At 45.9% G+C, this 24,967-nt stretch carries 24 protein-coding genes; all 24 read left to right on the forward strand.

The genetic code is table 11. The features are described 5' to 3' along the window. Positions 1-2: 2 nt before the first annotated feature. Complete coding sequence (locus FYJ57_RS02360) at positions 3-1,487, forward strand: glutamate synthase subunit beta (RefSeq protein WP_154431387.1); 1,485 nt, start codon at positions 3-5, stop codon at positions 1,485-1,487. Between the two features lie 231 nt (positions 1,488-1,718). Then, positions 1,719-3,044, forward strand: coding sequence for a glutamine synthetase family protein (locus tag FYJ57_RS02365; protein WP_154431388.1), 1,326 nt, complete (start codon positions 1,719-1,721; stop codon positions 3,042-3,044). A gap of 16 nt (positions 3,045-3,060) precedes the next feature. After that, a complete protein-coding gene (locus FYJ57_RS02370) occupies positions 3,061-3,609 on the forward strand; it encodes an ANTAR domain-containing response regulator (protein WP_154431389.1) in 549 nt (182 codons plus the stop codon). Between the two features lie 29 nt (positions 3,610-3,638). Then, positions 3,639-4,967 carry an aspartate--tRNA(Asn) ligase gene (aspS, locus tag FYJ57_RS02375; RefSeq protein ID WP_022173122.1) on the forward strand — a complete coding sequence of 443 codons (1,329 nt, stop codon included), beginning with the start codon at positions 3,639-3,641 and terminating at the stop codon, positions 4,965-4,967. Between the two features lie 22 nt (positions 4,968-4,989). After that, on the forward strand, positions 4,990-5,283 hold the full coding sequence (gene gatC, locus FYJ57_RS02380; RefSeq protein WP_118567704.1) for an Asp-tRNA(Asn)/Glu-tRNA(Gln) amidotransferase subunit GatC: 294 nt from the start codon (positions 4,990-4,992) through the stop codon (positions 5,281-5,283). A 15-nt stretch (positions 5,284-5,298) separates the two neighbouring features. Continuing rightward, positions 5,299-6,771, forward strand: a complete 1,473-nt coding sequence (gene gatA, locus FYJ57_RS02385) for an Asp-tRNA(Asn)/Glu-tRNA(Gln) amidotransferase subunit GatA (protein ID WP_154431390.1) — start codon at positions 5,299-5,301, stop codon at positions 6,769-6,771. Continuing rightward, positions 6,772-8,202 (forward strand): Asp-tRNA(Asn)/Glu-tRNA(Gln) amidotransferase subunit GatB, encoded by a 1,431-nt coding sequence (gatB, locus tag FYJ57_RS02390; protein ID WP_154431391.1) that lies wholly within the window; start codon positions 6,772-6,774, stop codon positions 8,200-8,202. It abuts the gene before it with no gap. A 35-nt stretch (positions 8,203-8,237) separates the two neighbouring features. Continuing rightward, entirely contained in the window at positions 8,238-9,440 is a 1,203-nt protein-coding gene (locus tag FYJ57_RS02395) for an LL-diaminopimelate aminotransferase (RefSeq protein ID WP_154431392.1), read from the forward strand. A 662-nt stretch (positions 9,441-10,102) separates the two neighbouring features. Further along, entirely contained in the window at positions 10,103-11,599 is a 1,497-nt protein-coding gene (locus FYJ57_RS02400; RefSeq protein WP_154431393.1) for a Na+/H+ antiporter NhaC family protein, read from the forward strand. A 7-nt stretch (positions 11,600-11,606) separates the two neighbouring features. Beyond that, positions 11,607-12,338 carry a tRNA (N6-threonylcarbamoyladenosine(37)-N6)-methyltransferase TrmO gene (gene tsaA, locus FYJ57_RS02405; protein WP_331466619.1) on the forward strand — a complete coding sequence of 244 codons (732 nt, stop codon included), beginning with the start codon at positions 11,607-11,609 and terminating at the stop codon, positions 12,336-12,338. After that, positions 12,338-12,718: a nuclear transport factor 2 family protein gene (locus FYJ57_RS02410; protein WP_154431394.1), complete on the forward strand. Its 381-nt coding sequence runs from the start codon at positions 12,338-12,340 to the stop codon at positions 12,716-12,718. Before tsaA ends, FYJ57_RS02410 begins: the two co-directional genes overlap by 1 nt. A gap of 211 nt (positions 12,719-12,929) precedes the next feature. Further along, positions 12,930-13,133, forward strand: a complete 204-nt coding sequence (locus tag FYJ57_RS02415; RefSeq protein WP_022173114.1) for a hypothetical protein — start codon at positions 12,930-12,932, stop codon at positions 13,131-13,133. Positions 13,134-13,170: 37 nt separating this feature from the next. Continuing rightward, complete coding sequence (locus FYJ57_RS02420; protein WP_154431395.1) at positions 13,171-13,785, forward strand: HAD family hydrolase; 615 nt, start codon at positions 13,171-13,173, stop codon at positions 13,783-13,785. A 205-nt stretch (positions 13,786-13,990) separates the two neighbouring features. Next, entirely contained in the window at positions 13,991-14,527 is a 537-nt protein-coding gene (gene bilS, locus FYJ57_RS02425; protein ID WP_117525140.1) for a flavodoxin family protein BilS, read from the forward strand. A 49-nt stretch (positions 14,528-14,576) separates the two neighbouring features. Then, positions 14,577-14,981, forward strand: coding sequence for a hypothetical protein (locus FYJ57_RS02430; protein ID WP_022173111.1), 405 nt, complete (start codon positions 14,577-14,579; stop codon positions 14,979-14,981). Between the two features lie 63 nt (positions 14,982-15,044). Beyond that, positions 15,045-15,881: a DUF5685 family protein gene (locus FYJ57_RS02435; protein WP_022173110.1), complete on the forward strand. Its 837-nt coding sequence runs from the start codon at positions 15,045-15,047 to the stop codon at positions 15,879-15,881. Positions 15,882-15,884: 3 nt separating this feature from the next. Next, positions 15,885-16,505 carry a J domain-containing protein gene (locus FYJ57_RS02440; protein WP_022173109.1) on the forward strand — a complete coding sequence of 207 codons (621 nt, stop codon included), beginning with the start codon at positions 15,885-15,887 and terminating at the stop codon, positions 16,503-16,505. Between the two features lie 88 nt (positions 16,506-16,593). Further along, positions 16,594-17,967 carry a sodium-dependent transporter gene (locus FYJ57_RS02445; RefSeq protein ID WP_154431396.1) on the forward strand — a complete coding sequence of 458 codons (1,374 nt, stop codon included), beginning with the start codon at positions 16,594-16,596 and terminating at the stop codon, positions 17,965-17,967. Positions 17,968-18,143: 176 nt separating this feature from the next. Beyond that, positions 18,144-19,457 (forward strand): hypothetical protein, encoded by a 1,314-nt coding sequence (locus tag FYJ57_RS02450; RefSeq protein ID WP_154431397.1) that lies wholly within the window; start codon positions 18,144-18,146, stop codon positions 19,455-19,457. Between the two features lie 12 nt (positions 19,458-19,469). Beyond that, the gene (locus tag FYJ57_RS02455) at positions 19,470-20,441 is read left to right on the forward strand and encodes a U32 family peptidase (RefSeq protein ID WP_154431398.1); all 972 of its coding nucleotides are present in this window, start codon (positions 19,470-19,472) and stop codon (positions 20,439-20,441) included. Between the two features lie 469 nt (positions 20,442-20,910). Continuing rightward, entirely contained in the window at positions 20,911-21,708 is a 798-nt protein-coding gene (locus FYJ57_RS02460) for a zinc dependent phospholipase C family protein (protein WP_154431399.1), read from the forward strand. Positions 21,709-21,737: 29 nt separating this feature from the next. Then, positions 21,738-22,217 (forward strand): methylglyoxal synthase, encoded by a 480-nt coding sequence (locus FYJ57_RS02465; RefSeq protein ID WP_154431400.1) that lies wholly within the window; start codon positions 21,738-21,740, stop codon positions 22,215-22,217. Positions 22,218-23,243: 1,026 nt separating this feature from the next. Next, positions 23,244-23,744, forward strand: a complete 501-nt coding sequence (locus tag FYJ57_RS02470) for an SEC-C metal-binding domain-containing protein (RefSeq protein ID WP_022173103.1) — start codon at positions 23,244-23,246, stop codon at positions 23,742-23,744. A gap of 144 nt (positions 23,745-23,888) precedes the next feature. Beyond that, positions 23,889-24,638 (forward strand): YdcF family protein, encoded by a 750-nt coding sequence (locus FYJ57_RS02475; RefSeq protein WP_154431401.1) that lies wholly within the window; start codon positions 23,889-23,891, stop codon positions 24,636-24,638. Positions 24,639-24,967: the final 329 nt, after the last annotated feature.

Consider the following 24,967-nt stretch of genomic DNA (forward strand, 5'->3'; position numbering starts at 1 on the left):
AAATGGGAAAAGCGACAGGATTTTTGGAATATGAAAGAAAAAACGCAGCAGTAGAGGAACCTTTGAAACGAATCCGTCATTTTAACGAATTCCGTACTCCGCTGCCTTTAGAAGAACAGCAGAAACAGGGAGCACGCTGTATGGAGTGTGGCGTTCCTTTCTGCCAGAACGGAGCCATGTTAGCCGGCATGGCTTCGGGCTGTCCGTTGCATAATCTGGTACCGGAAACCAATGATCTGGTGTACAGCGGCAACTGGAAACAGGCCTATGAAAGACTTACAAAAACACACAGTTTCCCGGAGTTTACCAGCCGTGTCTGCCCTGCACTCTGCGAGGCGGCATGTACCTGTAATCTGAACGGAAAACCGGTATCCACAAAAGAAAATGAGCGTGCCATCATCGAACATGCTTACGAGATGGGCTGGGTACAGCCACAGACTCCGAAGATCCGTACCGGAAAGAAAGTGGCGGTAGTAGGAAGTGGTCCTTCCGGACTGGCAGCAGCGCAGCAGTTAAACCGCAGAGGACACAGTGTGACCGTTTTCGAACGCCATGACCGGATCGGTGGACTGCTCCGTTATGGTATTCCTAACATGAAGCTGGATAAAAAGATTCTGGATCGCAGAATCGAGCTGATGAAAGCCGAAGGTGTGGAATTTAAGACCGGTGTGGATGTGGGAAAAGATATCACGGCAGAAGAACTGAAAAGACAGTTTGACCGTGTGATCCTGGCATGCGGAGCTTCCAACCCCAGGGATATCAATGTGCCGGGAAGAGAGAGCGGCAATATTTACTTCGCAGTGGAATATCTTTCTTCTGTAACCAAGAGCCTGCTGGATTCAGGATTTGCAGATGGAAAGGCAATCTCTGCAAAAGGAAAACACGTGTTAGTCATCGGTGGTGGTGATACCGGTAACGACTGTGTGGGTACCGCTGTCCGCCAGGGAGCAAAATCCGTCACACAGCTGGAGATGATGCCAAAACCGTCCGTGGAGCGACTGCCATCCAACCCGTGGCCGGAGTGGCCGAAGGTACTGAAAACTGATTACGGTCAGGAAGAAGCTATCGCAGTCTTCGGTCAGGATCCGCGAATCTATAAAACAACGGTAAAAGAATTCCAGAAAGACAAAAACGGAAATGTGAAAAAAGCAGTGATCGTCAGCCTGGAGCCTAAAAAAGATGAAAAGAGCGGACGTATGATGATGGTTCCCGTTGAGGGAAGTGAGAAAGTTATAGATGCGCAGCTGGTATTGATCGCAGCCGGTTTTCTGGGAAGCCAGAAATACGTCACCGATGCCTTCAAAATCGATCTGAACCCGAGAACCAATGTTCTGACAAAACCGGACGAATACGAAACCAGCGTTTCGGGTGTTTTCACCGCCGGTGATATGCACCGCGGTCAGTCACTGGTTGTATGGGCTATCCGGGAAGGAAGAGAGGCAGCGAAAGCCGTGGATCGATCCCTGATGGGATATACAAACCTGTAAAATTTTTAATGAAGTATTGACAAGAGAAAGTCCGATTGCTATAATACGGAACATAAAAGGCAAGGGCGTCTTATCCGAAGGGGAAACTCTGGATAAGGTCGCCCTTTTTGAGTTGTGAAAAACGTAACTGTTCAGCAGACAGTAACGTGAAACTGCCGAACAGCTGCAATAGCATCCTTTGGAGTGACAGAACGTAACTGATAATATATGCGTAAGAAAAAGGAGAACAATATGGAGAATTATAGTAAATCGGAGATTCTGCAGATGGTGGAGGAAGAAGATGTAGAATTCATCCGCCTGCAGTTTACAGATATGTTTGGAGTATTAAAAAATGTGGCAATCCCGAGCAGCAGACTGATCAAAGCTATGGAAAACCGTTGTACCATCGATACCGCATCCCTGGATGGATTTACCGGTGAGGAAGAAAGAGATCTGTATCTGAAACCGGATCTGAGCACGTTTTCCATTCTGCCATGGAGACCCCAGCAGGGGAAGGTTGCTCGTTTTCTCTGTGATGTGTGCAGAGAAGATGGCACAGAGATTGAGGACAGTCCGAGATCTATTTTAAAAAGAGTAGTAAAAAAGGCACAGGAAAAAGGGTACACACTGAAGGTCAATCCGGAGTGCGAATTCTTCCTGTTTCATACCGATGACAATGGAATGCCAACCACGCTGACGCATGAAAAGGCCGGTTATCTGGATACTTCCCCTATTGATCTGGGAGAAAATACGAGAAGAGATATCATTCTTACATTAGAAGAGATGGGATATGAGATCGATTCCTCCCATCATGAGATTTCTCCGGCACAGCATGAAATTGATTTTACTTATGAAAATGCGATGGCCACTGCAGATAAGATCATGACTTTTAAGATGGCAGTCCGTACAATTGCAAAGCGTTACGGTCTCCATGCAACTTTTATGCCGAAACCACGGGCAGAAGTTAATGGTTCCGGCATGCATCTGAACATGCGGCTGTTGAAAGACGGAAAGAATATATTCAAAGGTGAGGATGGAGCATTAAGTGCAGAAGGTGAAGCATTTCTTGCGGGTATCCTGTATCATATACAGGGTATGACTGCGGTAATGAATCCACTGGTGAATTCTTATAAACGGCTGGTTCCCGGATTCGAGGCACCTTCAGAAGTGACCTGGTCAAGAATACAGAGAAATGCACTGGTCCATGTAAGAAAAGAACGTGGTGGAGAAGTGAATCTGGAACTTCGCAGTCCGGACTCCGCGTCCAATCCGTATCTGGTATTTGCCCTGTGTCTGGCAGCAGGTATGGAAGGTATTGAAAAAGGACTGCAGGTTCCGGAAGAACTTACCAAGGATATCCGGAACCTGAATGAAGAAGAGAAAAAACTTCTTGGAATCCAGATGCTGCCGGAAAATCTTGGGGAGGCCATCAAAGCCATGGGACAGGATACTCTTGTATCAAAAGTTCTGGGAGAAACATACCGTAAAGGATATATGAAGGCCAAACGAAAAGAATGGAAAGATTATCTGGAACAGGTGTCCGAATGGGAACTGAACCGGTATCTTTATCGCGTATAGATAAGGGAGGCAGCTGATGAGTGTGGTGGTAATCGTCTTACCAAAGCTGGAAGACGCAAAGAAAATCCGTAAGATCCTGATGGGACATGGATTTCCACAGGTATTTGCTTATGCTACCGCTTCCGCTGCTCTTTCGGAGATCAGGGAACATGAGTCGGGAATGGTGATCAGCGGGTATCATCTGAAAGATATGTATTATACGGAACTCGCTGACAGCCTTCCTCCTCACTTCGAACTGGTTCTTCTGGGATCTGCCAGTACCGTCAGTGCGGCAGACACCGGAATCTTATCTCTTACCACACCGTTAAAGGTCTATGATCTGGTCAATACTGCAGAGATGGTACTGCACCAGATGGAACGGATGGCAAAGAAAGCCAGAAAGCCGAAACGGCGCAGTGAACGGGAAGACAATTATATAAAAAATGCGAAAGTACTTTTAATGGAACGTAATCATCTGAGTGAAGAGGAGGCTCATCGCTATATTCAAAAAAGCAGCATGGATAATGGAACCAACATGGTAGAGACAGCACAGATGATCCTGACCTTACTGTTTGAAGAAGGCTGACGGAAATTGCATGAAAAGGAGAATGTGATATGGAATTCATTACAGGATTAAAACAACAGGAAGAAGCAGAATTAGAAGATCTGCTGAAAGCAGAGGAAGGAACAACGATTATTCTGGAAGGGGCAGTGCACAGCATCCGTGATATGGGTGAAATCGCATTTGTGATTTTGAGAAAAAGGGAAGGACTGATCCAGACCGTATGGGAAGAAGGAAAGACAGATATGGAACTTTCTGAGATCAGAGAGGGAGATTACATCCATGTGACCGGTCAGATCAAAGACGAAGAGCGGGCTCCCCATGGGAAAGAAGTACGGCTGTCCACCATCCGTCACCTGTCTCACGTATCCTGTCCATTGCCACTTCCCATTGACAAATGGAAATTAAACACTTCTCTGGAAGCAAAATTAGACCGTCGTTCCCTTTCTTTGAGAAATATCAGAGAACGGGCAAGATTCCGTATTCAGGAAGGAATAGTTCGAGGTTTCCGTGATTTCCTCTATGAGCAGGGATTTACCGAGATCCACACACCAAAGATTGGTGCAAAGAGTGCTGAGGGTGGTGCAAACATGTTCCGGCTTTCTTATTTTCACAGACCGGCGGTTCTGCAGCAGAGTCCTCAGTTATATAAACAGATGATGGTCGGTGTATTTGACCGTGTCTTTGAAACCGGTCCGGTATTCCGTGCAGAAAAACACAACACCAGAAGACATCTGAATGAATACACCAGTCTGGACTTTGAGATGGGATATATCCACAGTTTCCTTGATATCTGTGCGATGGAAACCGGCTTCCTGCAGTATACGATGAACCTGCTGGAAAAAGAGTACAGCAAAGAGTTGAAACTTCTGAACATCACACTGCCGGATGTGGAAAAGATCCCTTATGTTCGCTTTGATGAAGCGAAACGCCTGGTTTCCGAAAAATACAACAGAAAGATCAGAAACCCTTTCGACCTGGAACCGGAAGAAGAGGAACTGATCGGAAAATATTTCAAAGAAGAATACAATGCAGATTTTGTATTTGTGACACACTATCCGAGTAAAAAACGTCCGTTCTATGCGATGGATGATCCGGAGGATACCCGTTATACCTTAAGTTTTGACCTTCTGTATCATGGTCTCGAGATCACTACCGGAGGACAGCGTATCCACGATTTGTCCATGCTGGAAGAGAAGATCCAGGAGAAAGGTATGACAGAAGAAGGCCTGGAACAGTATCTGGATGCGTTCCGCTTCGGTATGCCACCACACGGTGGACTGGGTATCGGTCTGGAACGACTGACCATGCAGTTACTGGGAGAAGATAATGTAAGAGAAGCCTGCTTATTCCCGAGAGATATGAGCAGACTGGAGCCGTAAGACGGCAGAAAGGAGTCAGGGAATGAGCGAGAGAAAAATAGATGAAGCAACCATGGATAACGTAGAGATCCTTGCAAAACTGGCGCTGACGCCACAGGAGAGACAAAAAGCCATGGATGAGATGGAAAAAATCCTGACCTATGTGGAAAAATTAAATGAACTGGATACGGATCAGGCAGAGCCGCTGGTACATATCTTACCGGAGGTGAATGTCTTCCGGGAAGACCAGGTGACCAACGGGGACGGCAGAAAAGACTCTCTGGCAAATGCCCCGAAGGCAAAAGAAGATCAGTATATCGTACCAAAGACCGTATAGCAGGAGGAAGAAGCAATGGAAGAAATCTTACAGATGTCTGCGCTGGAACTGTCAAAACAGATCCGGCACGGCTCCGTCAGTGTAAAAGAAGCAGTGGAAGCCTGCAAAAAACAGATACAGACGTCAGAACCCCAGGTGCATGCTTATGTTTCCATGGATGAAAAGATTCTGGCTCATCGGATCAAAGAAGTAGAAGAAGGAATCAAAAGCGGCAGATACACCGGTCCGCTGGCAGGTGTACCGATCGCTGTGAAAGATAATATATGTACCAGAGGACAGAAAACCACCTGTTCTTCAAAAATGCTGGAAAACTTTGTGCCGACCTATGATGCACAGGCAGTGAAGCAGTTAGAAGATGCCGGAATGGTTATCCTCGGAAAAACCAATATGGATGAATTCGCCATGGGAAGTACGACAGAGACTTCCGCATTCGGCGTTACCAGAAACCCCTGGAATCCGGAACATGTACCGGGTGGCTCTTCCGGCGGTTCCTGCGCGGCTGTGGCAGCGGGAGAAGCGGTAATGGCACTCGGTTCCGATACCGGTGGTTCCATCCGTCAGCCGTCAGCCTACTGTGGTGTGACCGGACTGAAACCGACTTACGGAAGAGTATCCCGTTATGGTCTGATCGCTTATGCATCCTCTCTGGATCAGATCGGACCGATCGGTAAAAATGTAAAAGACTGTGCAGCTCTTTTTGAGATTATCGCAGGACATGACAGCAAAGACAGCACCAGCGCCGATGTACCGGTGGAATCTTATGATAGCCTGGTATCCGGTGGATTAAGCGGCATGCGCATCGGTATTCCAAAAGAATATCTGGCAGAAGGCTGTGACGAAGAAGTGAAAAAAGCTCTGGCAGATGCCGTTCATACCTTGAGTAAAAACGGTGCTGTAGTAGAATTCTTCTCCCTGGGAATGGTAGATTATGTAATTCCGGCATATTATATCATCGCCTGTGCGGAAGCAAGCTCCAACCTGGAGCGTTTCGACGGTGTAAAATACGGCTACCGTACCCCGGGTGCGACAGAACTGCATGAAATGTACAAAAAGAGTCGTGCGGAAGGCTTCGGCGAGGAAGTAAAACGAAGAATTCTTCTGGGATCCTTCGTACTGAGTGCCGGTTACTACGATGCCTATTATATGAAAGCACTGCGTGCCAAAGGCCTGATCAAGAAAGAATTTGACAAAGCATTCCAGAAATACGACTGCATCCTGGCTCCGGCTTCTCCGACCACTGCCCCGAAGATCGGCACCAGTTTAAGTGATCCGCTGCAGATGTACCTGAGTGATATCTACACCGTGGCCGTGAACCTGGCAGGTCTTCCGGCCGTCAGCCTTCCATGCGGTATGGACAGCAGGGGACTGCCGATCGGTATGCAGCTGATCGGTGACTGCTTCCAGGAAAAGAAGATACTCCGGGCAGCAGCCGCTTACGAACAACTGCGGGGAGAATTCCCCAAAGCCTGGGCAAAGGAGGAAAAATAAATGGCAAAACAGTATGAAACCGTGATCGGTCTGGAAGTTCACGTAGAACTTGCCACGGCAACGAAAATCTTTTGCGGATGCTCCACAAAGTTTGGTGCAGCACCGAATACCCATACCTGCCCGGTTTGTACCGGTATGCCAGGATCCCTCCCGGTATTAAATAAAAAAGTAGTGGAATATGCACTTGCACTTGGAATGGCTGCAAACTGTGAGATCAACCGGTACTGCCGGTTTGACCGGAAAAACTATTTCTACCCGGATAATCCGCAAAACTATCAGATTTCCCAGTTATATCTGCCGATCTGTCACGATGGACATCTGGAGATCACAACAGAAAACGGCAAAAAAACCATTCGGATACACGAGATGCATATGGAAGAGGATGCCGGAAAGCTGATCCATGATGAATGGGAAGACTGCTCTCTGGTAGATTATAATCGAAGCGGTGTCCCGCTGATCGAGATCGTATCCGAGCCGGATATGCGTACAGCCCAAGAGGTTATTGCTTATCTGGAAAAGCTGCGTATGATCTGTCAGTATCTTGGTATCTCCGACTGTAAATTACAGGAAGGCTCCATGCGTGCTGACGTCAATCTCTCCGTAAGAGAGGTGGGAAGCGATCGTATGGGAACCCGTACCGAGATGAAGAACCTGAACTCTTTCAAAGCGATCACCCATGCGATCGAGGGTGAGAGAGAACGTCAGATCGAACTGTTGGAAGAAGGAAAAGAAGTCATTCAGGAGACCCGCCGCTGGGACGATAACAAAGAATCCTCCCATGCGATGCGTTCTAAGGAAGATGCAAAAGACTACCGTTATTTTCCGGATCCGGATCTGCAGCCGATGCAGATTCCAACGGAATGGATGGAACAGATCCGAAGCCGTCAGCCGGAATTTCAGGAAGAACGCGCAGCCCGATACGAAGAACAGTACGGTCTTCCGGCATATGATGCCTCTATTCTGACCCAGACCAAACATATGGCAGATATGTTCGAACAGACTGCCGATCTGTGCGGAAACCCGAAAAAGGCAGCCAACTGGCTGATGGGAGAGGGGCTGCGGTTGCTGAAAGAAAAAGGAATGGAAGCCGAAGATATGGACTTTACCCCGAAACACCTGGCAGACCTGATCCAGGCGGTCGAAGGAGGAAAAATCAATCAGGCAAATGCGAAAAAAGTATTTGCAAAGATCCTGGAAGACGATGTGGAGCCATTGGCATACATGGAAAAAGAAGGACTCCTGATGGTATCTGACAGTGGCGCCATCGAAGGAGCAGTTGATCAGGTACTTGCGGAGAATCCGAAGACCGTGGAAGAATTCCACAGTGGAAAAGAAAAAGTCCTTGGTTTCCTGGTTGGTCAGGTCATGAAAAAGATGCGTGGCAAAGCAGACCCGGGAATGGTCAACGAACTGCTTCGGAAAAAATTATAAAAATGTGAAAAAGCGTAAGGAAAGGAACAACAATCATGCCAAAGTTAAATGAAAATTATCTGCAGTTAAAAGACAGCTATCTTTTCTCAGAGATTGCACACCGTACTGCTGCTTACAGCGAAAAACATCCGGACAAACCGGTGATCCGACTGGGAATCGGTGATGTTACCCGTCCGCTGTGCGAATGTGCCATCAAAGCGCTTCATGAGAGCGTAGACGAGATGGGACAGTCTGCTACTTTCAAAGGTTACGGTCCGGAGCAAGGATATGCAAAAACAAGAGATGCCATCGCAGCTTATTATAAAAGAAACGGCGTGGAAGTGGATGCAGATGCGATCTTTATTTCTGACGGAGCCAAAAGTGATACAGGAAACATCACCGAGCTTTTCGGTCACGACAATGTGATCCTGATTCCGGATCCGGTCTACCCGGTATATGTGGATTCCAATACCATGTGCGGAAATAAAGTAACGTATATCAGCGGTAATGCAGACAACGATTTCCTTCCGATGCCGGACCACAGCCAGCATGTAGATGTTATCTACATCTGCTCTCCGAACAACCCCACCGGAGCATGCTATAACAAAGAACAGCTGAAAGAATGGGTAGACTACGCACTGGAAAACGAAGCCGTAATCCTGTACGATTCCGCATATGAAGCTTTCATTTCCGATCCGGAACTGCCAAGAAGCATCTATGCTATTGAAGGAGCCAGAAAATGCGCCATCGAGTTCTGCTCCCTGTCCAAAACCGCCGGTTTCACCGGAACCCGCTGCGGCTACACCGTAGTTCCGAAAGAACTGGTATTTACCTCCTCCGATGGAAGAAAAATGTCCCTGAACGCAATGTGGAACCGCCGTCAGAGCACCAAATACAACGGAACCTCCTACATCGTACAGAACGCGGCAGCAGCCATCTTCTCAGAAGAAGGAATCAAAGAATGCCAGGAAAACCTGAACTACTACAAAAAGAATGCCAAAGTCATCGCAGACACCCTGACAGAACTTCAGATCCCGTTCTACGGTGGTATCCACTCCCCATACATCTGGTTCGAGTGCCCGAACGGCATGGACTCCTGGACCTGCTTTGACTACTTACTTGAAAACATCCAGGTGGTAGGAACCCCGGGTGCCGGATTCGGCGAAAACGGCAAAAACTACTTCCGCCTGACCTCCTTCGGAACCTACGAATCCACTGTAGAAGCCATGAACCGCTTCAAAAAACTCTTCGCGAAATAAACCCGAAGAATATAGTGGTGGAAGAGGGAAACAGAAACGGATTCTTGCAATAAAAGCTATCAGAAATTTTGTTTCTGAGGGAAATTGTAGAAGGATGGGATCGGTTGTTATGTATCAATCAATTAGTAGTTGTAAAAAAAGAAAATAAAAACATAGAAAATATAAAAATATAAAAATATAAAAATATAAAAATAATCTAAGCCTTATCACCTGAGATTAAAAAAGTACAACATTCTACACTTACAATCACCTTGAAGGAACATACAACCATAGCATCCAGTCTCAGCCAAAACCCAGCAGAGGAAGACGGAACGGGCAGGGGAAAGCGAAGGGACACTTTGTGGGCGCTTAGAGCAAGCTTTGAGATCCAGCATTTACGCAGACTTTCGCGAGGGTCAGCCGACCCTCGTGAACATAGTCGGAGTTAATGCCTAGCTCAAAGTTGCTCTGCCCACGTCCCTCGCTTCCCCTGCCCGTTCCGTCTTCCTCTGCGTCCGCCTTGTATGTGTCCGCCTTGCCCGTTCCGCCTTTCTCTGCGTCTGTCTTGTATACAACTTTGCTCTTCATCCGTTTGCACAATACCCATTTACATCATCACGTTACCATGCTATAATTAACCGAAAAACATAAAAATTAAAACCAACATGAAAGGGGAAACAAACATGTCAGGAACAATCTGGGCCTTAGTCCCGCCCATCGTGGCGATCGCCCTGGCCTTATGGACCAAAGAAGTCTATTTGTCACTACTCATCGGAATTCTGTCGGGAACGCTGCTCTTTACAAAATTCCACATCCTTGCCGCCACCCAGACCATGATAGAAGTCATGAACTGGAAAATCGGCGACAACGTGAATATTCTGCTCTTCCTGGTATTCCTTGGAATCATCGTAGCCCTGATTACAAAATCAGGAGCTTCCCAAGCCTACGGAGACTGGGCATCCAGAAAAATCACGTCTCAGAGAGGAGCACTGTTCTCAACCATGCTTCTCGGTGTGGTTATCTTTGTAGACGACTATTTCAACTGTCTGACTGTAGGAACCGTTATGCGTCCGGTTACAGATAAATACAAAGTAAGCCGTGCAAAACTTGCCTACATCATTGATGCCACAGCAGCTCCGGTCTGTATCATCGCACCGATTTCAAGCTGGGCGGCAGCTGTAGGATCCTCCCTGCCGGATGACTGCGCGATTGACGGATTCTCACTGTTCTTAAAAACCATTCCGTTCAACCTGTATGCGATCCTGACCATCGTATTCATGATCATCCTGATCGGTAAAAACTTCGATTACGGTGCGATGGCAAAATACCATGCAGACCTGGTAGGAAAAAAAGAAGAAACCGCAGACGGAGACGCAGAAATCAAAATCATCGGTAACGGAAAAGTCATCGACCTGATCCTGCCGATTATCGTACTGATCGTTCTTTGTATCAGCGCGATGCTGTATACCGGTGGTATTCTTGACGGAGCAGGAGTAGCCACAGCATTTGCAGACTGTGATTCCTCACTGAGTCTGGTACTCGGATCTTTCTTTACACTGGTATTTATCTTCTTCTTCTATCTGCTTCGGAAGATCATTACCTTCAGTCAGTTCTGTGAAAGCTTTGTACAGGGATTCAAAGCCATGACACCGGCAATCATGATCCTGTCGCTGGCATGGACCCTGTCCGGTATCTGCTCCGCGGATTACCTGGCACTTGGAAATTTTGTAGGAAATGTGGTAAGCGGAAACGCTGTTATCGGTGTACTGCTTCCGGCACTGTTCTTCGCAGTAGCGATCGGACTTTCTTTCTCAACAGGAACATCCTGGGGAACCTTCGGTATCATGATCCCGATCGTAACAGCCGTGATCAATACCAACAACGTATCCTTACTGGCACTGAACGTGGCAGCCGTACTGGCTGGTGCTGTATGCGGAGACCATATTTCTCCGATCTCAGATACCACCATTCTGGCATCCGCAGGCGCACAGTGCAACCATATTAATCATGTGTCCACACAGATTCCGTATGCTATGACGGTAGCAGGCTGCTGCCTGGCCGGATATCTGGTCGGTGGATTCACCGGAAACGGCTGGCTGGCTCTGATCGTAGGCCTGGTACTGGAACTGATCGTGCTGGCAGTACTGATCAAAAAATGTGGAGAAGTAAATCTGGAGTAAACGACATATGAATAACAACCAAATTATTGATATGCAATGCAACGAGACAACCGGGCGCATGATGCGTCCGGTTGCTTATATAAAAAGTGATTTTACAAGCAAATTCGGAATCCCAAGGCAGAGCGGTCTGGCAGACCTTGAAGCCGAGATCCATTTCTATCCGGAATATCAGAACCCGGAGGCTGTGAGAGGACTGGAAGAATACTCTTACCTCTGGCTGATCTGGGAATTTTCCCGATCCATCCGGAAAGAATGGTCTCCAACCGTGCGCCCGCCAAAACTGGGAGGAAACACAAGAGTCGGCGTCTTTGCCACCCGCTCCCCGTTTCGTCCCAATCCGATCGGGCTCTCCAGTGTGCAGCTTACAGGCGTTACATGGAATCCTCAGGATGGTCCGGTCATCCATATCCAGGGCGCTGATCTTCTGGACGGAACCCCGATCTACGACATCAAACCCTACATCCCTTATGCCGACAGCCACCCCGAAGCATGTGGAAGCTTCGCAACCGCTCACCGCGACGACCACCTTCAGGTACAATTCCCGCCGGAACTCCTGAACAAAGTTCCGCAATCAAAACAAAAACCCCTGATCCAGATCCTGGCTCTGGATCCCCGCCCCGCCTATCAGCAGGATTCCACCCGAATCTACGGCTTCCCCTTCGCCGGCCTGGAAATCAAATTCCGCGTAGAAGAAGAAACCCTGTATGTATGTGAGGTAAACGAAGAAGAGAAAACATAATGGAAGAAATCATCAGAAACTATTTTTCCTGCTGGCTGAACAAAGACGAGAAACCTCTGACCGATATATTTGCAGACAACATCATCTACAGCGAATGCTACGGTCCGGAATATCGGGGAATCCGGCAGATCCAACAGTGGTTCCACGACTGGAACCAAAAAGGAACTGTAGAAAAATGGGACATCAAACAAATCTACATCTGCCAGAACACAGTAATCGTCGAGTGGTATTTCCAGTGCGACTACTGTGACACTCCGGGAGCCTTTGACGGTGTAACCATCGCACAGTTCGATGAAAACAAAAAAATATACAACCTCAAAGAATTCGAGTCTAAATGTGACCACGAATACCCATATGGAATAACCCCGAATAACCTTTAAAATAAGATATGTTCAGAAATGGATCAAAAAAGCGAGGTAAACACATAGCTACTATTCGCAATCACACTTGAAAATCAGCCAACATCCAGAAGTGGAAAGGCGGACACGGCGGGACAGACAGCCTTTCCACTTCGTCCGTTTTGAACACTCCTCTTGCTTTCCGATAAGAAACCAGTATAATAAAAGAAGCAAAACAAAAAAGGAGATTCCTATGAAAAAACTACAACGCATCCTGGCAATTCTCGGCGTAGTCCTCTTGCTGGCCCTCTATGCCTCCACCATGATCTTTGCCCTCTCCGGAAGTGAAAACTCCATTGGCTGGTTCAAAGCCTCTATTGCAGCAACGATCATCGTCCCGGTATTATTGTATGCCTACATGATGATCTACCGTTATCTGAAAAACCGAAACAAATAAAGTAAAAAATAAAACACAGAAAAGAGGAAAGGGAAACATGATAAAAAATATTGTTTTTGACGTCGGGCAGGTTCTGATGTCTTACACTCCGGAAAACTTTCTGAAGAACCTTGGATTTTCAGAAAAAACAGTACAGACTCTGCGTAAGGCGATCTTTGAAAGTACGCTGTGGGAAGCAGCTGACCGCGGGATAATTTCAACGGAAGAAATCTGGGAAGGCTTTCGGAAAAATACACCGGGATTAAAAAAAGAAGTGCAGACGGTATATGATAATCTTGGTGACGTGGTGGAACTGATGCCATACGCTGAAGATTGGGTAAAAACCCTGAAAGAACAGGGATACCATCTGTATATTCTGTCGAACTATGCGGAGCATACGTATCAGCTGTCCAGCCACAAGATGAAATTCCTGCCCTACATGGACGGAACATTGTTTTCTTATGTTTATAAAATGGCAAAACCGGATCGAGAGATTTATGAAAAACTCTGCACGATGTATCAACTCAATCCAAGGGAAACCGTATTCTTTGATGACCGGGAAGACAACATCGCAGGAGCCAGAGGCTGTGGGATTCACGGCATTCTGTTTCAGAACCATGAACAGGCAAAAAAAGACCTGGAAACGTTGCTGAAAAGAGAAAACGGAAAGTAAAATGAAATAACATAACATGTATTTTATAAAGATACTCCTTCATCTTACATAACAAAAATTTTAGAAAAAATTTAGATGCCGATCCTTGTAATACTCAGGAAAGTAGTATACAGTAAACCTGTTGACAAAACGACATCTGAAACAAAGATGTCGAATACCGGAAAAATTAAAAAAGCGGGCAGATGGAAAGGCGGGAAATAATATCATGTTAGATTATAAAATCATGTATGTCAGTCGCACGGGAAACACCCAGCGGCTGGCAGTTTGTATTTATCAGAGTTTACAACAGCTTGGTAACGGAGATATCGAGGAAATCAACTGCAATACGGAACCTGGGAAAAGCCATCTTTTGTATGTGGGATTTTGTGTGGAAAAAGGAGACTGCCCCATCGAAGTGCAGGAACTTCTGAAAAAAGTACATAACAGGCAGATCGCACTGTTTGGAACCTGCGGATTTGGGCAGAGTCAGGAATACTATGACAGAATTGTGGAAAATGTAAAACAGTGGATTCCGAAAGACAACAGCTGTCTGGGGGCTTTTCTCTGCATGGGAAAGATGCCGATGCAGGTACGAAAACGTTATGAAGTCATGGAAGAGAATCCGGAGCAGAGAGAAAAAGCACAGATGCTGATCCGAAACTTTGATAAAGCGTTGCTGCATCCGGACGATGCAGATATACAGAATGCAGTTGCATTTGCCAGGGAAGCATGGGAAAAAGCAGAAAGCTGTACAGATATGTGAGAAAGGGCTGAGAATGTGGTGACAGTAAAAAAAGAACGGGGAGAAAACAATGAATAACTGGAGAGACAAACTATATCGATTTATGCAGGGCAGGTACGGAAGAATAGATGAACTGGGAAGATTTCTGATGTATCTGCTGTTCGGACTTCTGCTCGTATCCTTCTTTGTGAGAAGTTCGATCTTTTCCCTGCTGATTCTGCTCGTATTGATCTATGATTACTATCGTATTCTTTCCAAAGATATCTCTGCGAGATACCAGGAAAATCAGCATTATATTCAGGCACGTGAAAAAGTAAGAACAAAATGGAACAAACTGACCGGAAGTCACGGAGACAGCACCCATCGAATTTACAAATGTCCGACCTGCGGACAAAAAGTCCGGGTACCAAAAGGAAAAGGAAAAATATCGATTCACTGTCCAAATTGCAACTGTAATTTTATCAAACGCACCTGATTAATTTTATGAAGTGGATGAACAGATCATAAACAGACAAACAAAGAAAAGAGGTGAGGGAGGATGTTTGGCTACGTTACAACCAATATGGAAGAAATGAAGATCAAAGACTATCGGATCTATCATGGATTTTACTGCGGAGTCTGCCAGGATCTGAAAGAAGATCACGGACAAACTTCCAGGGTTACTCTGACGTATGATGTGACCTTTCTCGGAATTTTGCTGACCGGCCTGTATGAGACGGAAACAAAGCGGGAAGAACACTTCTGTGCCATGCATCCGTTCAAAAAGCATCTCTGTCTGAGAAACCAGTGGACTGCCTATGCGGCGGATATGAATGTACTGTTGAGTTATTATAATCTGTTAGACGACTGGGAGGACGAGAAAAAACCGGTTCCTCTTATACTTGCATCAGCATTAAAAAAAGACGTAAAACGTTTAAAGGAAAAATATCCGCGGCAGGCGAGAGCAATCGAAACCTATCTGCAAAAGCTGAAAGCATGTGAGCAGGAAGCAAGTACGGATCTTGACAGGGCAGCAGCAGATACGGGAGAGATGCTGGGTGAAATCTATGTCTGGGAAGAAGATGTCTGGGCAGATACAATGCGAAAGATCGGTTGTGCCATGGGAAGATTCATCTACCGGATGGATGCCTATGAGGATATTGAAAAAGACAGAAAAAAAGGAAACTATAACCCATGGAAGCCGATCGCACAGGAAAAAGACTTTGATGACCGGGCCAGACAGATTCTGATGATGGAAGCGGCTGAAGCTTCCCGCCAATTTGAAAAACTTCCGATCATAGAATATGTGGACATTTTGCGAAATATATTGTATTCTGGTATCTGGACAAAATATGACAGAATAAAGTCCCGGGAAAAAGAGACGAGGAGAAAATAAGGAATGTTGGATCCATACAGCGTCCTTGGTGTATCGCGAGATGCAAGCATGGACGAAATCAAAAAAGCATACCGGAAGCTAAGCAGAAAATATCATCCGGATGCGAATATCAATAATCCCAATAAAGAGCAGGCGGAAGAGATGTTCAAACAGGTACAGCAGGCTTATGATCAGATCGTGAGGGAACGGGAACAGGGAACTTCTCAAAACTCCTGGTACGGTGGTTATCAGTCCGGAGGGTATCAGACACAGGATGATCAGCGTTCCATGGAGATGCGTGCGGCGGCGAACTACATCAATGCCGGTCATTACCGGGAGGCTTTAAATGTCCTGGAAAGGATGCAGGAAAAAAATGGAGAATGGTATTATTATCATGCCATTGCAAGTGCCGGAGCGGGAAATACAGCAAGTGCTATGGAGGATGCCAGAACAGCGATGGAGATGGAACCGGGCAACCTGATGTATCAGAGACTTTATCAGCAGCTGCAGTCTCAGGGACAGTGGTATCAGAATATGAGTACCGGATACGGCTATCAGAAACCGGGAGAAGGTATGGGAAACTGGTGCTGCCAGTGCCTGTGCATGAATATGCTCTGTCCGGGCTGTTGTTGTATGCCCTGTTAGTATTTTGGTAACTATTCAGTAGCCACTGTCCCGCGAGGTACTGAACAGTTACGTATTTTGTAAAAATCTATATGAGGGAGAAAGATGAATGAAGGAACGAGAAAAATTAAAGTCGCGTCTGGGATTTATCCTGATATCTGCCGGATGTGCCATCGGAATCGGTAATGTCTGGAAATTTCCTTACATTGCAGGAAAAGGTGGCGGCGGTGCGTTTGTACTGTGTTACCTGATCTTTCTGGTGATTCTTGGACTGCCGGTTATGACTATGGAGTTTGCCGTTGGCAGAGCCAGCCAGAAAAGTCCGGTAAAAGCTTATCAGGCACTTGAAAAACCGGGGCAGAAATGGCATATCCACGGCTACATCACCGTGATCGGCTGCTATCTGCTGATGATGTTTTATACAACTGTATCAGGATGGATGCTGCACTATTTTTACCTGACAGCAACCGGTAAGTTTACAGGACTTGATGCAGATCAGGTCGGCGGCGTATTTAATGAGATGTTGTCACAGCCGCTTGTTATGGCTTTCTGGATGATCGTTGTAGTGGCCATTGGTATCTTTGTATGTTCCAGAGGTTTGCAGAATGGTCTGGAAAAAATCACAAAAGTAATGATGATTGCACTGCTTGCCATCATGGTAGTGCTGGCGATCAACAGTATCATGATGGACGGAGCGGCAGAAGGTCTGAAGTTTTATCTGATTCCGGACTTTGAAAGAATGAAAGAACTGGGTATCGGTTATACCATTGTAACAGCGATGAATCAGGCATTCTTTACCCTGAGTCTTGGTATCGGAGCCATGGCAATCTTCGGAAGCTATATCGGAAAGGAAAGATCATTGCTTGGGGAATCTGCAAATATTGCGATTCTGGATACATTTGTGGCAATCGTATCCGGTCTGATCATTTTCCCGGCATGCTTTACCTTCGGAGTAAGTCCGACATCCGGACCGAGCCTGATCTTTATCACCCTGCCGAATATCTTCAACCATATTCCGATGGGAAGACTGTGGGGAAGTTTGTTCTTTATTTTTATGACCTTTGCGGCATTCTCTACAGTACTGGCAGTTTTTGAAAATATTATATCCTGTGTGATGGAACTGACCGGATGGAGCAGAAAAAAGAGCAGTCTTGTGAATCTGTTTGGGATTATCCTCTTGTCATTGCCATGTGTTCTGGGATATAATGTATGGAGCTGGGATGGATTTTCCATCTTCGGCGGTGCAGTATTAGACCTGGAAGATTTTCTGGTAAGTAACATTTTACTGCCATTGGGATCTCTGGTATATCTGCTGTTTTGTACCAGCCGTTACGGATGGGGCTGGAAAAACTTCAAAGCAGAAGCCAATACAGGAAAAGGTTTCAAGATGCAGGAGTGGATGCGTGTGTATCTGTCTTACATCCTGCCGCTGATGATCTTATTTATCTTTGGTTATGGCATCTATGACAAATTCTTCGCTTAAAACAAACAGAGGTATCAGCGAATAGATGTGAAGGAAACCCCTTAGTAACGGAACAAAAGGAACGTTACTAAGGGGTTTTTCAGTTGCCAAGCATACGACAAAAAGGTTCGGTGGACCTTTTTTAGTGTCACGAGACAGAAAAAATATCTGACGCAAAGACGGGGAGGTGATGCGGGATGCAGAGTGTGGAGATGATTCCATTCGGACTTCTGGCAGGATTTGTCGATGACAAAGAAGTGAGGATCACGGAGATTTCTACAGAAAGCTTTTGCTTTCGGGTAAGAGAACAGGTGGAAAGACCGCGGCATATACGGATCGGATTCTATGATTTATCTGAAAGCATGTATCGGGAAGTGGAGTTAGAAAGTTATCATTTCATGGAAAAAAGGCAGGAGCAGTGGTATGTAAGTTATACCGTCGAGGTGTTCCAGCAAGATTATGTACAGGCAGTACAGAAACTTTTCCGGGAATACACCGGATATATCCGGGCACGGATCGAAGGAACGGACGGAGAGATGGCACAGATCACCTGCAACTATCCTGTGAATCAGGACGAGATCCATGCAAAGAGCATGGAAGAGCAGAAATCCATCTGGTTTTCCGGTGCGCAGATCCGGCCGGTGGTACGGGGCATGGAACTTGCGCTGGCACTCGACCGAAGAATATGGTATAACCTGTATGAGCGAAATACAATAGAAAAATTTACCGAACTGTACTGGAAAGAAAACGGAATCGGAGGCTGGGAACAGCATAAAATCATTCCGGATCGTCTGTATATCGGCAATGCATTCTGCCATCTGCTGTTGCCCGGAGAAGAGCAGCTGTTTGCTCTGATGGAGAAAGCAAATGTGGAAAACGTGGGTATCACCCTGGTATTTCCCTGTATGCGGGAGTTTCAGGTGGAAGAGATGGTAAAACTCCTGAAAAAAGTGGAAAACTGGTGTGAAAAACGGCAGATCAGGGTGGAAATCCTTGTCAATGACTGGGGAATGGCAGCGCTGGTCAGAGAAAACGGGGAATATCTGGAACCCTGTCTCGGTGTACTTTTGAACAAACAGAAAAAAGATCCGCGGATGCACTATAAAAAAGGCAGTACCCGCGGGCTGGGAGAAAATAATCTGCAGGCCGGTTTCTATCGGAGATTCTTAAAAGACACGTACGGGATCAACCGCTATGAGTGGGAAAGCTGTGGCTATCCGCAGGTATTTCCACAGGGAAAGAACAGCCTGCATCTGCCGTATTATCAGACCAATACATCGCAGTATTGTCCACTGTATGCGAGCTGTACCGAGGGTGAGCGGGGAAAACAGCGGCTGCCGGAAAGCTGTCCGGGATACTGCGAACAGTATGCGTATATTTACCCGGAACATCTGCATATGGCAGGACGTTACAATTCCCTGTTCGGACTGGATGAGGAACTTGTAAAGCATCCGGAACAGCTGAAAGCATATCAACAGGCAGGTATCGACCGTCTGGTGATCGGACTGTAGGAGGGCATGCGTATGAAAATTGTGGCAGGACTGGGATGCATCGACGATTATCCGTTATTTTGCGAGGCAGGAGCGGATGAATTCTTCTGCGGGTATGTGCCCTATACATGGACGAAACGTTACGGAACCACGCTGGCATTAAACCGCCGGGAAGTGCTCTGTTATCAGGTGCAGCTGGGCGCTTACAGTGAACTGGAGATTCTGGCTGGCATGCGTGAGGTATATAAACGTCCGATACATCTGACCTTTAATTCCCTGTATTACATCCCGGAGCAGTATCCGATGATCGAAGATATCATCCGAAGCTGTATGGAACTTGACTTTCAGAGTTTTATTCTGGCGGATCCGGCGCTGATCGTGTATCTTCGGAAGCAGAGGGTGGACTGTCAGATCCATCTGAGCGGGGAGACGGGAGAAAATAACAGGAAAATGTTGGAAACCTTTCAGAATCTGGATCTCAAACGTATGATTTTTCACCGAAAGAATACGATAGAAGATATGGCATCCATGATCGCGGCCCGGAAAACAACAGGAGAAAAAAGGAGCGGGACGGAGTTTGAAGCCTTTGTGTTGAACGAACTGTGCCAGTTTTCCGGAAGCTTCTGCAATTCTCTGCACTGTGACGAACTTGGACATCTTTGTCGTGTACCGTACTGGCTGCTCCCGCAGAAAGCAGTAGATCCCGGATGGAAGAATCGGCTGGAAGTAATCCGAAAAGAAGAGAGTGTTCCGGAGAGGGATGACTATCTGTGCGGTGCCGGCGGATGTGGACTTTGTGCACTGTACCGGTTGCAGAAAGCCGGAATCACCCATCTGAAACTGGTGGGTCGTGGTAACCACAGCGAGGATATGAAAGCAGATATTCAGAATCTTCACAAATCCCTGACAATACTGAAAACAGCGGGGAGCGAAGCGGAATATTGCAGACAGATGAAACAACAGATTTTCCCCGGGGGATGCAGCAGACAGTGCTATTATAGATGAAAGGCAACGGTTCATTTTTTTCGCATTGAGCGGCCGCTATTTTTAACGGATGTAAAAAAAGCTGCCGCACAGAAGGCGACAGCTTATAAAGGGGAGGATAAGTATTTCATCTCTTCTTTCGTTATTTCGGGCCGGAGGGGGGATCCGGCACAGTTTTTCTTTCGGGCCAATGAAAAGCGTCACGCCTTTGTGTCATCTCTCCACCGGCTATTTATAGTATGACCGGAAAATGAGAAGATATTCAGAAAAAGACACAAAAGTTTCAGATTTTTTCGGATTTTTTCGGATTGAAATTCCTTGTTTCCGGAAGTAAAAAGAATTATAATGATTTGTGTGAAGGTGATTGCACAGGGTGTATAAAAAATGTGAATTTACCGGAATTTAACCTGCAATTCATAACTGTTGAACAGGCACAGGGGATAATAAATAATGGGAGCATTTCCCAAAGTGAAAAAAGGGGACGATACATATGCCGACGACATATACACATGACAAGTTTGGAAAAGATGTATACAAAAAATTACCGGAGCATATCAAGGCAGTGATTCGGAAAGGAAAGGGTGTTTATCGGATCGGTCAGCACGGACCGGATATTTTCTTCTACTATAAACCGATTTGTCTGCCGCAAAGCAGAATTAATAAAATAGGTCCGCAGATGCATAAGGAACCGGCGTTTGGATTCTTTCAGAAGGGTATACGGGAATTTGAAATCAGCCCGTCGCCGCAGCTGGCATCCTATCTGTTTGGATTCGCCTGCCACTTTATGCTGGACAGTACCTGTCACGGGTATGTGGGACGGTTTGAGAAGCAGACGGGAATCTCTCATGCGGAGATCGAGACAGAACTTGACCGTTATCTGATGATTGAGAGCGGTAAGGAGCCGAGGGTGTACCTTCCGGCAAGTGTCCTGGATGATTCAGAGGAAAACTGCAGAGTGATCGCGCGGATGTTTCCATCGGTGACACCAAAGCAGATCCACCGGGCACTGGAGGGGCAGAAGCTGTATGACAGGCTTCTGACCTGCAAGAATCCGATAAAAGAAAAGGTAGTACTTGGCGGTATGCATGTACTTGGATGTTATGATATTCTGGAAGGCCAGGTGATGCGAAAAAAAGCGAATCCTGCCTGCAGAGAGTCAACCACACGTCTGATGGAACTGTATCAGAAAGCACTGGATGAGACACCCGCTATTCTGGAGAATCTGTATCAGTGCCTGTATGGAACGGGAACGACGCTTTCCAGCCGTTTTCTAAGAGATTATCATTAAGGAAATCCATGAAAGAAGGAGGAATGTTTATGACAAATGAGAGGTTTATCGGTTTTACTATGGAGAAGACAAAGCATATTGCGCTGGTTGCTCATGACGGTAAAAAGAAAGAACTGGTGGAGTGGTGTGACCGGAACAAGGACGTGCTGAAGAACCATTTTCTGTGTGGTACGGGTACCACGGCGAAGCTGATCGCGGAGAAGACGGGGCTTCCGGTGAAGGGGTATTGCAGCGGTCCTCTTGGTGGAGATCAGCAGATAGGTTCACGGATCGTTGAGGGAGGCATTGATTTTCTGGTGTTTTTATGGGATCCGTTAGAGGCACAGCCACATGACCCGGATGTACGGGCACTGCTTCGTATCGCAGTGGTTTATGATATTCCGGTTGCGAATAATCTGGCTACGGCTGATTTTCTGCTGACGTCGAAATTTATGGATGAGACTTATGAGAGACGGGTGGAGAATTTTAATGTTACGATTCAGGAGAGAGTGAAGGCTTTCCAGAAATAAGAGATGAAGTCGCTGCTCGGACTGTTGGCTGCTTTGGCTACTCGGACGAAAGGGAGTGCAGGCAGGACGGGGACGGACAACCGCTGGTAACGCCAAAATAAACTAATCGTTAACTGCAACTAAGACTCTCGCGAGAGCGCTCGAGCCTAAGTTTCCGTAAACGATGGATTTTATTTTGGCTAAAAGCACCAGCATAAGGTTGTCCGTCCCCGTCCTGCCTGCGCTCCCTTTCTGAGCATTGGCTGGGGGAGAATAAGAATAGAGCGGGGAAAGCGATTGGATGAGAACAGATGATGAGTAAAAATGTTCTTAAATGATAAAAGATTCTGAAAGTTTAAAAGAATAAAATAAATTATAAAAAAGTATTGACAAAATAAGAAAGAAGAGTTACTATATACTCAACAAAAGAAAAGAACGAAAACAAAAGAACCTACGAAAGAGAGGTACAGACCACCAGAAACTTAACGTAAAGTTCAAAGGCAACATCCCTCCAGATGTAATTTTCAAGAAAGGAAGGTACGGACCACCGAAAACCTAAAGTAACACCTCAAAAACAAATTTTAAGAAAGTCAGGTATAGTCCAATGAGAAAGTAAGGATTTATCCCATTAAAAAAGCAGGAGGTACAGACCACCAGAAAGTTTATGATTCATCTTATAATTTAAGAAAGAGAGGTTATCCAATGATAGAGCCTGCAATGTAAGGTGAGTATCGAATCGTAAAGAAGATTTCGGTACTCACTTTTTTGTGAGCGAAGGTCGCAGAAAAGCCGAGACATACCCCGCAAATTCATGCGATCAGCATAAATTCTGTGCAGCGCGAAGGGTGTTACCGAGAATGGAGTGAACAATAATCTGGATGCCAGGTGAGTACGAGAAAACGTGATTTGTGCTTGAAAATCTGTGGTATATCGTATATACTTAATAGAGTCACACGGAAGTCCCAGAACTACTGCAAGAATATGAACGAACAGTAGTGGACCCGTGGAGTATAATTACCAATTGAGTTGAAGGAAGGTACAGTAATCATGGGATTATTAAAACAGTGGAGAGATGTTGCATACTCTCAGCAGGCAGATAAAGCAAAACTGCAGAAATTTTGGGCAGAATATTTTGTGATTGAAAAAGGAATCTACGAACAGCTGCTTTCCAATCCGGACGAAGTAGTACGTGGAACGGTAAAGGAACTGGCAGATAAATATAAAGTCAATGTAATGACAATGACAGGTTTCCTGGATGGTATCAATGACAGCCTGAAGGTTCAGAACCCGATCGAAGAGATGGAAGAAGATACCGAAGTAAATCTGGGATTTGATAAAGAGCTGCTTTACAAAAACATGGTAGATGCAAAAGCAGACTGGCTGTATGAACTGCCGATGTGGGATGAAATCTTTACACCGGAGAAGAAGAAAACTCTGTATATGGAACAGAAGAAATCCGGCACGATCATCAAAGGTGCAAAAGTTGGAAGAAATGATCCATGTCCATGCGGAAGCGGTAAAAAATACAAATTCTGTTGCGGAAGATAATAAAAATGTAAAAGAGCGGGGAGAAAAGAAACTACCCGCTCTTTTCTCGTTTATGTGAATCGTTGGTGATAATCCGTGTCTGTAGGTAAAATGATGACCGATGTGATAACGGGGAGCCATATATAAGAAAGATAGGAGAAATGTATGGGTATTATTACGAGCCTGTTAGGAATCGTATGTATTTTGTATTACATAGCAGGTGTCCGATATGCCGGCTATCGGGTATCCGGATTGTGGATCTGGCTGGCAGCAGGTATTGGATTGATGGTATGGGGCGGTTGCCGGATCGGATGTGCAGTTGCCGGTGTTCCGTTCTTTGTACCGGGTGCATTGGTTGCGATTGTAAGAGTTTGTCTTCTGGCGGGGCTGGTACTGTTTTTTTATCTGGAACATCAAATCGGTACCGGAATGAAGGCAAAAGGAATTGAGAATCTGGATTATATTATTGTTCTTGGATGCCAGGTGAAAGGAACAAAACCAAGCAAAGCATTAAAAGACCGGTTGGATACGGCAAAAGAATATATGCAGGCAAATCCAGAGACGATTGCGGTTTTATCCGGAGGGCAGGGAAAAATGGAGGAGATTTCAGAAGCAGAATGTATGAGACGATATCTGGAGAAAGCCGGAATCAGCAGGGAACGTCTGATCCTGGAACAAAGATCCACCACAACCAGACAGAATCTTGGATACAGCAGAAGATATATGGATTATCGACATGACGAGATTGGAATCATTACCAATAATTTTCATGTATACCGCAGTGTTCTTCTGGCAAGACGAAGTGGCTATCAGAGAGTATGTGGTATTGCCGCACCGTGTAAGAGTGTACTGCTGTACCATTATCTTGTGCGAGAAGCTTTTGCACTGGCAAGGGAAATGTTGCATAAAAGGTAACTATTCAGTAGCACTGTCCCGCGAGGTGTTTTGACATGAATATGTCAAAATCCCGAGACATACAAGCCAAAATGCCATCACCGAAGGTGATTTACGCGAGCAACGAGTCAAAGTCCGTGCTTGCACGGAACCTTGAGGAGTGCCGCGATAACGATAAAAACTCGCAAAGCGTATTTTTATCGTTTAAATGCATTTTGGCTCGTAACTGTGAAGGTACTGAACAGTTACCATAAAAGATAAATATATATTAGGTGCAAAATAAAAAATAAACAAAATATATATAAATATATTGACGTACTCGGAAAAATGAGATAGAATCACTTTAACGT

Source organism: Oliverpabstia intestinalis (genome assembly GCF_009696065.1).
Classification (GTDB): Bacteria; Bacillota; Clostridia; order Lachnospirales; family Lachnospiraceae; genus Oliverpabstia; species Oliverpabstia intestinalis.

Bases quoted from the DNA above. Each gene is read 5' to 3' on its own strand.
- FYJ57_RS02360 (WP_154431387.1), top strand. From the start codon at position 3: ATGGGAAAAGCGACAGGATTTTTGGAATATGAAAGAAAAAACGCAGCA.
- FYJ57_RS02365 (WP_154431388.1), top strand. From the start codon at position 1,719: ATGGAGAATTATAGTAAATCGGAGATTCTGCAGATGGTGGAGGAAGAA.
- FYJ57_RS02370 (WP_154431389.1), top strand. From the start codon at position 3,061: ATGAGTGTGGTGGTAATCGTCTTACCAAAGCTGGAAGACGCAAAGAAA.
- aspS (WP_022173122.1), top strand. From the start codon at position 3,639: ATGGAATTCATTACAGGATTAAAACAACAGGAAGAAGCAGAATTAGAA.
- gatC (WP_118567704.1), top strand. From the start codon at position 4,990: ATGAGCGAGAGAAAAATAGATGAAGCAACCATGGATAACGTAGAGATC.
- gatA (WP_154431390.1), top strand. From the start codon at position 5,299: ATGGAAGAAATCTTACAGATGTCTGCGCTGGAACTGTCAAAACAGATC.
- gatB (WP_154431391.1), top strand. From the start codon at position 6,772: ATGGCAAAACAGTATGAAACCGTGATCGGTCTGGAAGTTCACGTAGAA.
- FYJ57_RS02395 (WP_154431392.1), top strand. From the start codon at position 8,238: ATGCCAAAGTTAAATGAAAATTATCTGCAGTTAAAAGACAGCTATCTT.
- FYJ57_RS02400 (WP_154431393.1), top strand. From the start codon at position 10,103: ATGTCAGGAACAATCTGGGCCTTAGTCCCGCCCATCGTGGCGATCGCC.
- tsaA (WP_331466619.1), top strand. From the start codon at position 11,607: ATGAATAACAACCAAATTATTGATATGCAATGCAACGAGACAACCGGG.
- FYJ57_RS02410 (WP_154431394.1), top strand. From the start codon at position 12,338: ATGGAAGAAATCATCAGAAACTATTTTTCCTGCTGGCTGAACAAAGAC.
- FYJ57_RS02415 (WP_022173114.1), top strand. From the start codon at position 12,930: ATGAAAAAACTACAACGCATCCTGGCAATTCTCGGCGTAGTCCTCTTG.
- FYJ57_RS02420 (WP_154431395.1), top strand. From the start codon at position 13,171: ATGATAAAAAATATTGTTTTTGACGTCGGGCAGGTTCTGATGTCTTAC.
- bilS (WP_117525140.1), top strand. From the start codon at position 13,991: ATGTTAGATTATAAAATCATGTATGTCAGTCGCACGGGAAACACCCAG.
- FYJ57_RS02430 (WP_022173111.1), top strand. From the start codon at position 14,577: ATGAATAACTGGAGAGACAAACTATATCGATTTATGCAGGGCAGGTAC.
- FYJ57_RS02435 (WP_022173110.1), top strand. From the start codon at position 15,045: ATGTTTGGCTACGTTACAACCAATATGGAAGAAATGAAGATCAAAGAC.
- FYJ57_RS02440 (WP_022173109.1), top strand. From the start codon at position 15,885: ATGTTGGATCCATACAGCGTCCTTGGTGTATCGCGAGATGCAAGCATG.
- FYJ57_RS02445 (WP_154431396.1), top strand. From the start codon at position 16,594: ATGAAGGAACGAGAAAAATTAAAGTCGCGTCTGGGATTTATCCTGATA.
- FYJ57_RS02450 (WP_154431397.1), top strand. From the start codon at position 18,144: ATGCAGAGTGTGGAGATGATTCCATTCGGACTTCTGGCAGGATTTGTC.
- FYJ57_RS02455 (WP_154431398.1), top strand. From the start codon at position 19,470: ATGAAAATTGTGGCAGGACTGGGATGCATCGACGATTATCCGTTATTT.
- FYJ57_RS02460 (WP_154431399.1), top strand. From the start codon at position 20,911: ATGCCGACGACATATACACATGACAAGTTTGGAAAAGATGTATACAAA.
- FYJ57_RS02465 (WP_154431400.1), top strand. From the start codon at position 21,738: ATGACAAATGAGAGGTTTATCGGTTTTACTATGGAGAAGACAAAGCAT.
- FYJ57_RS02470 (WP_022173103.1), top strand. From the start codon at position 23,244: ATGGGATTATTAAAACAGTGGAGAGATGTTGCATACTCTCAGCAGGCA.
- FYJ57_RS02475 (WP_154431401.1), top strand. From the start codon at position 23,889: ATGGGTATTATTACGAGCCTGTTAGGAATCGTATGTATTTTGTATTAC.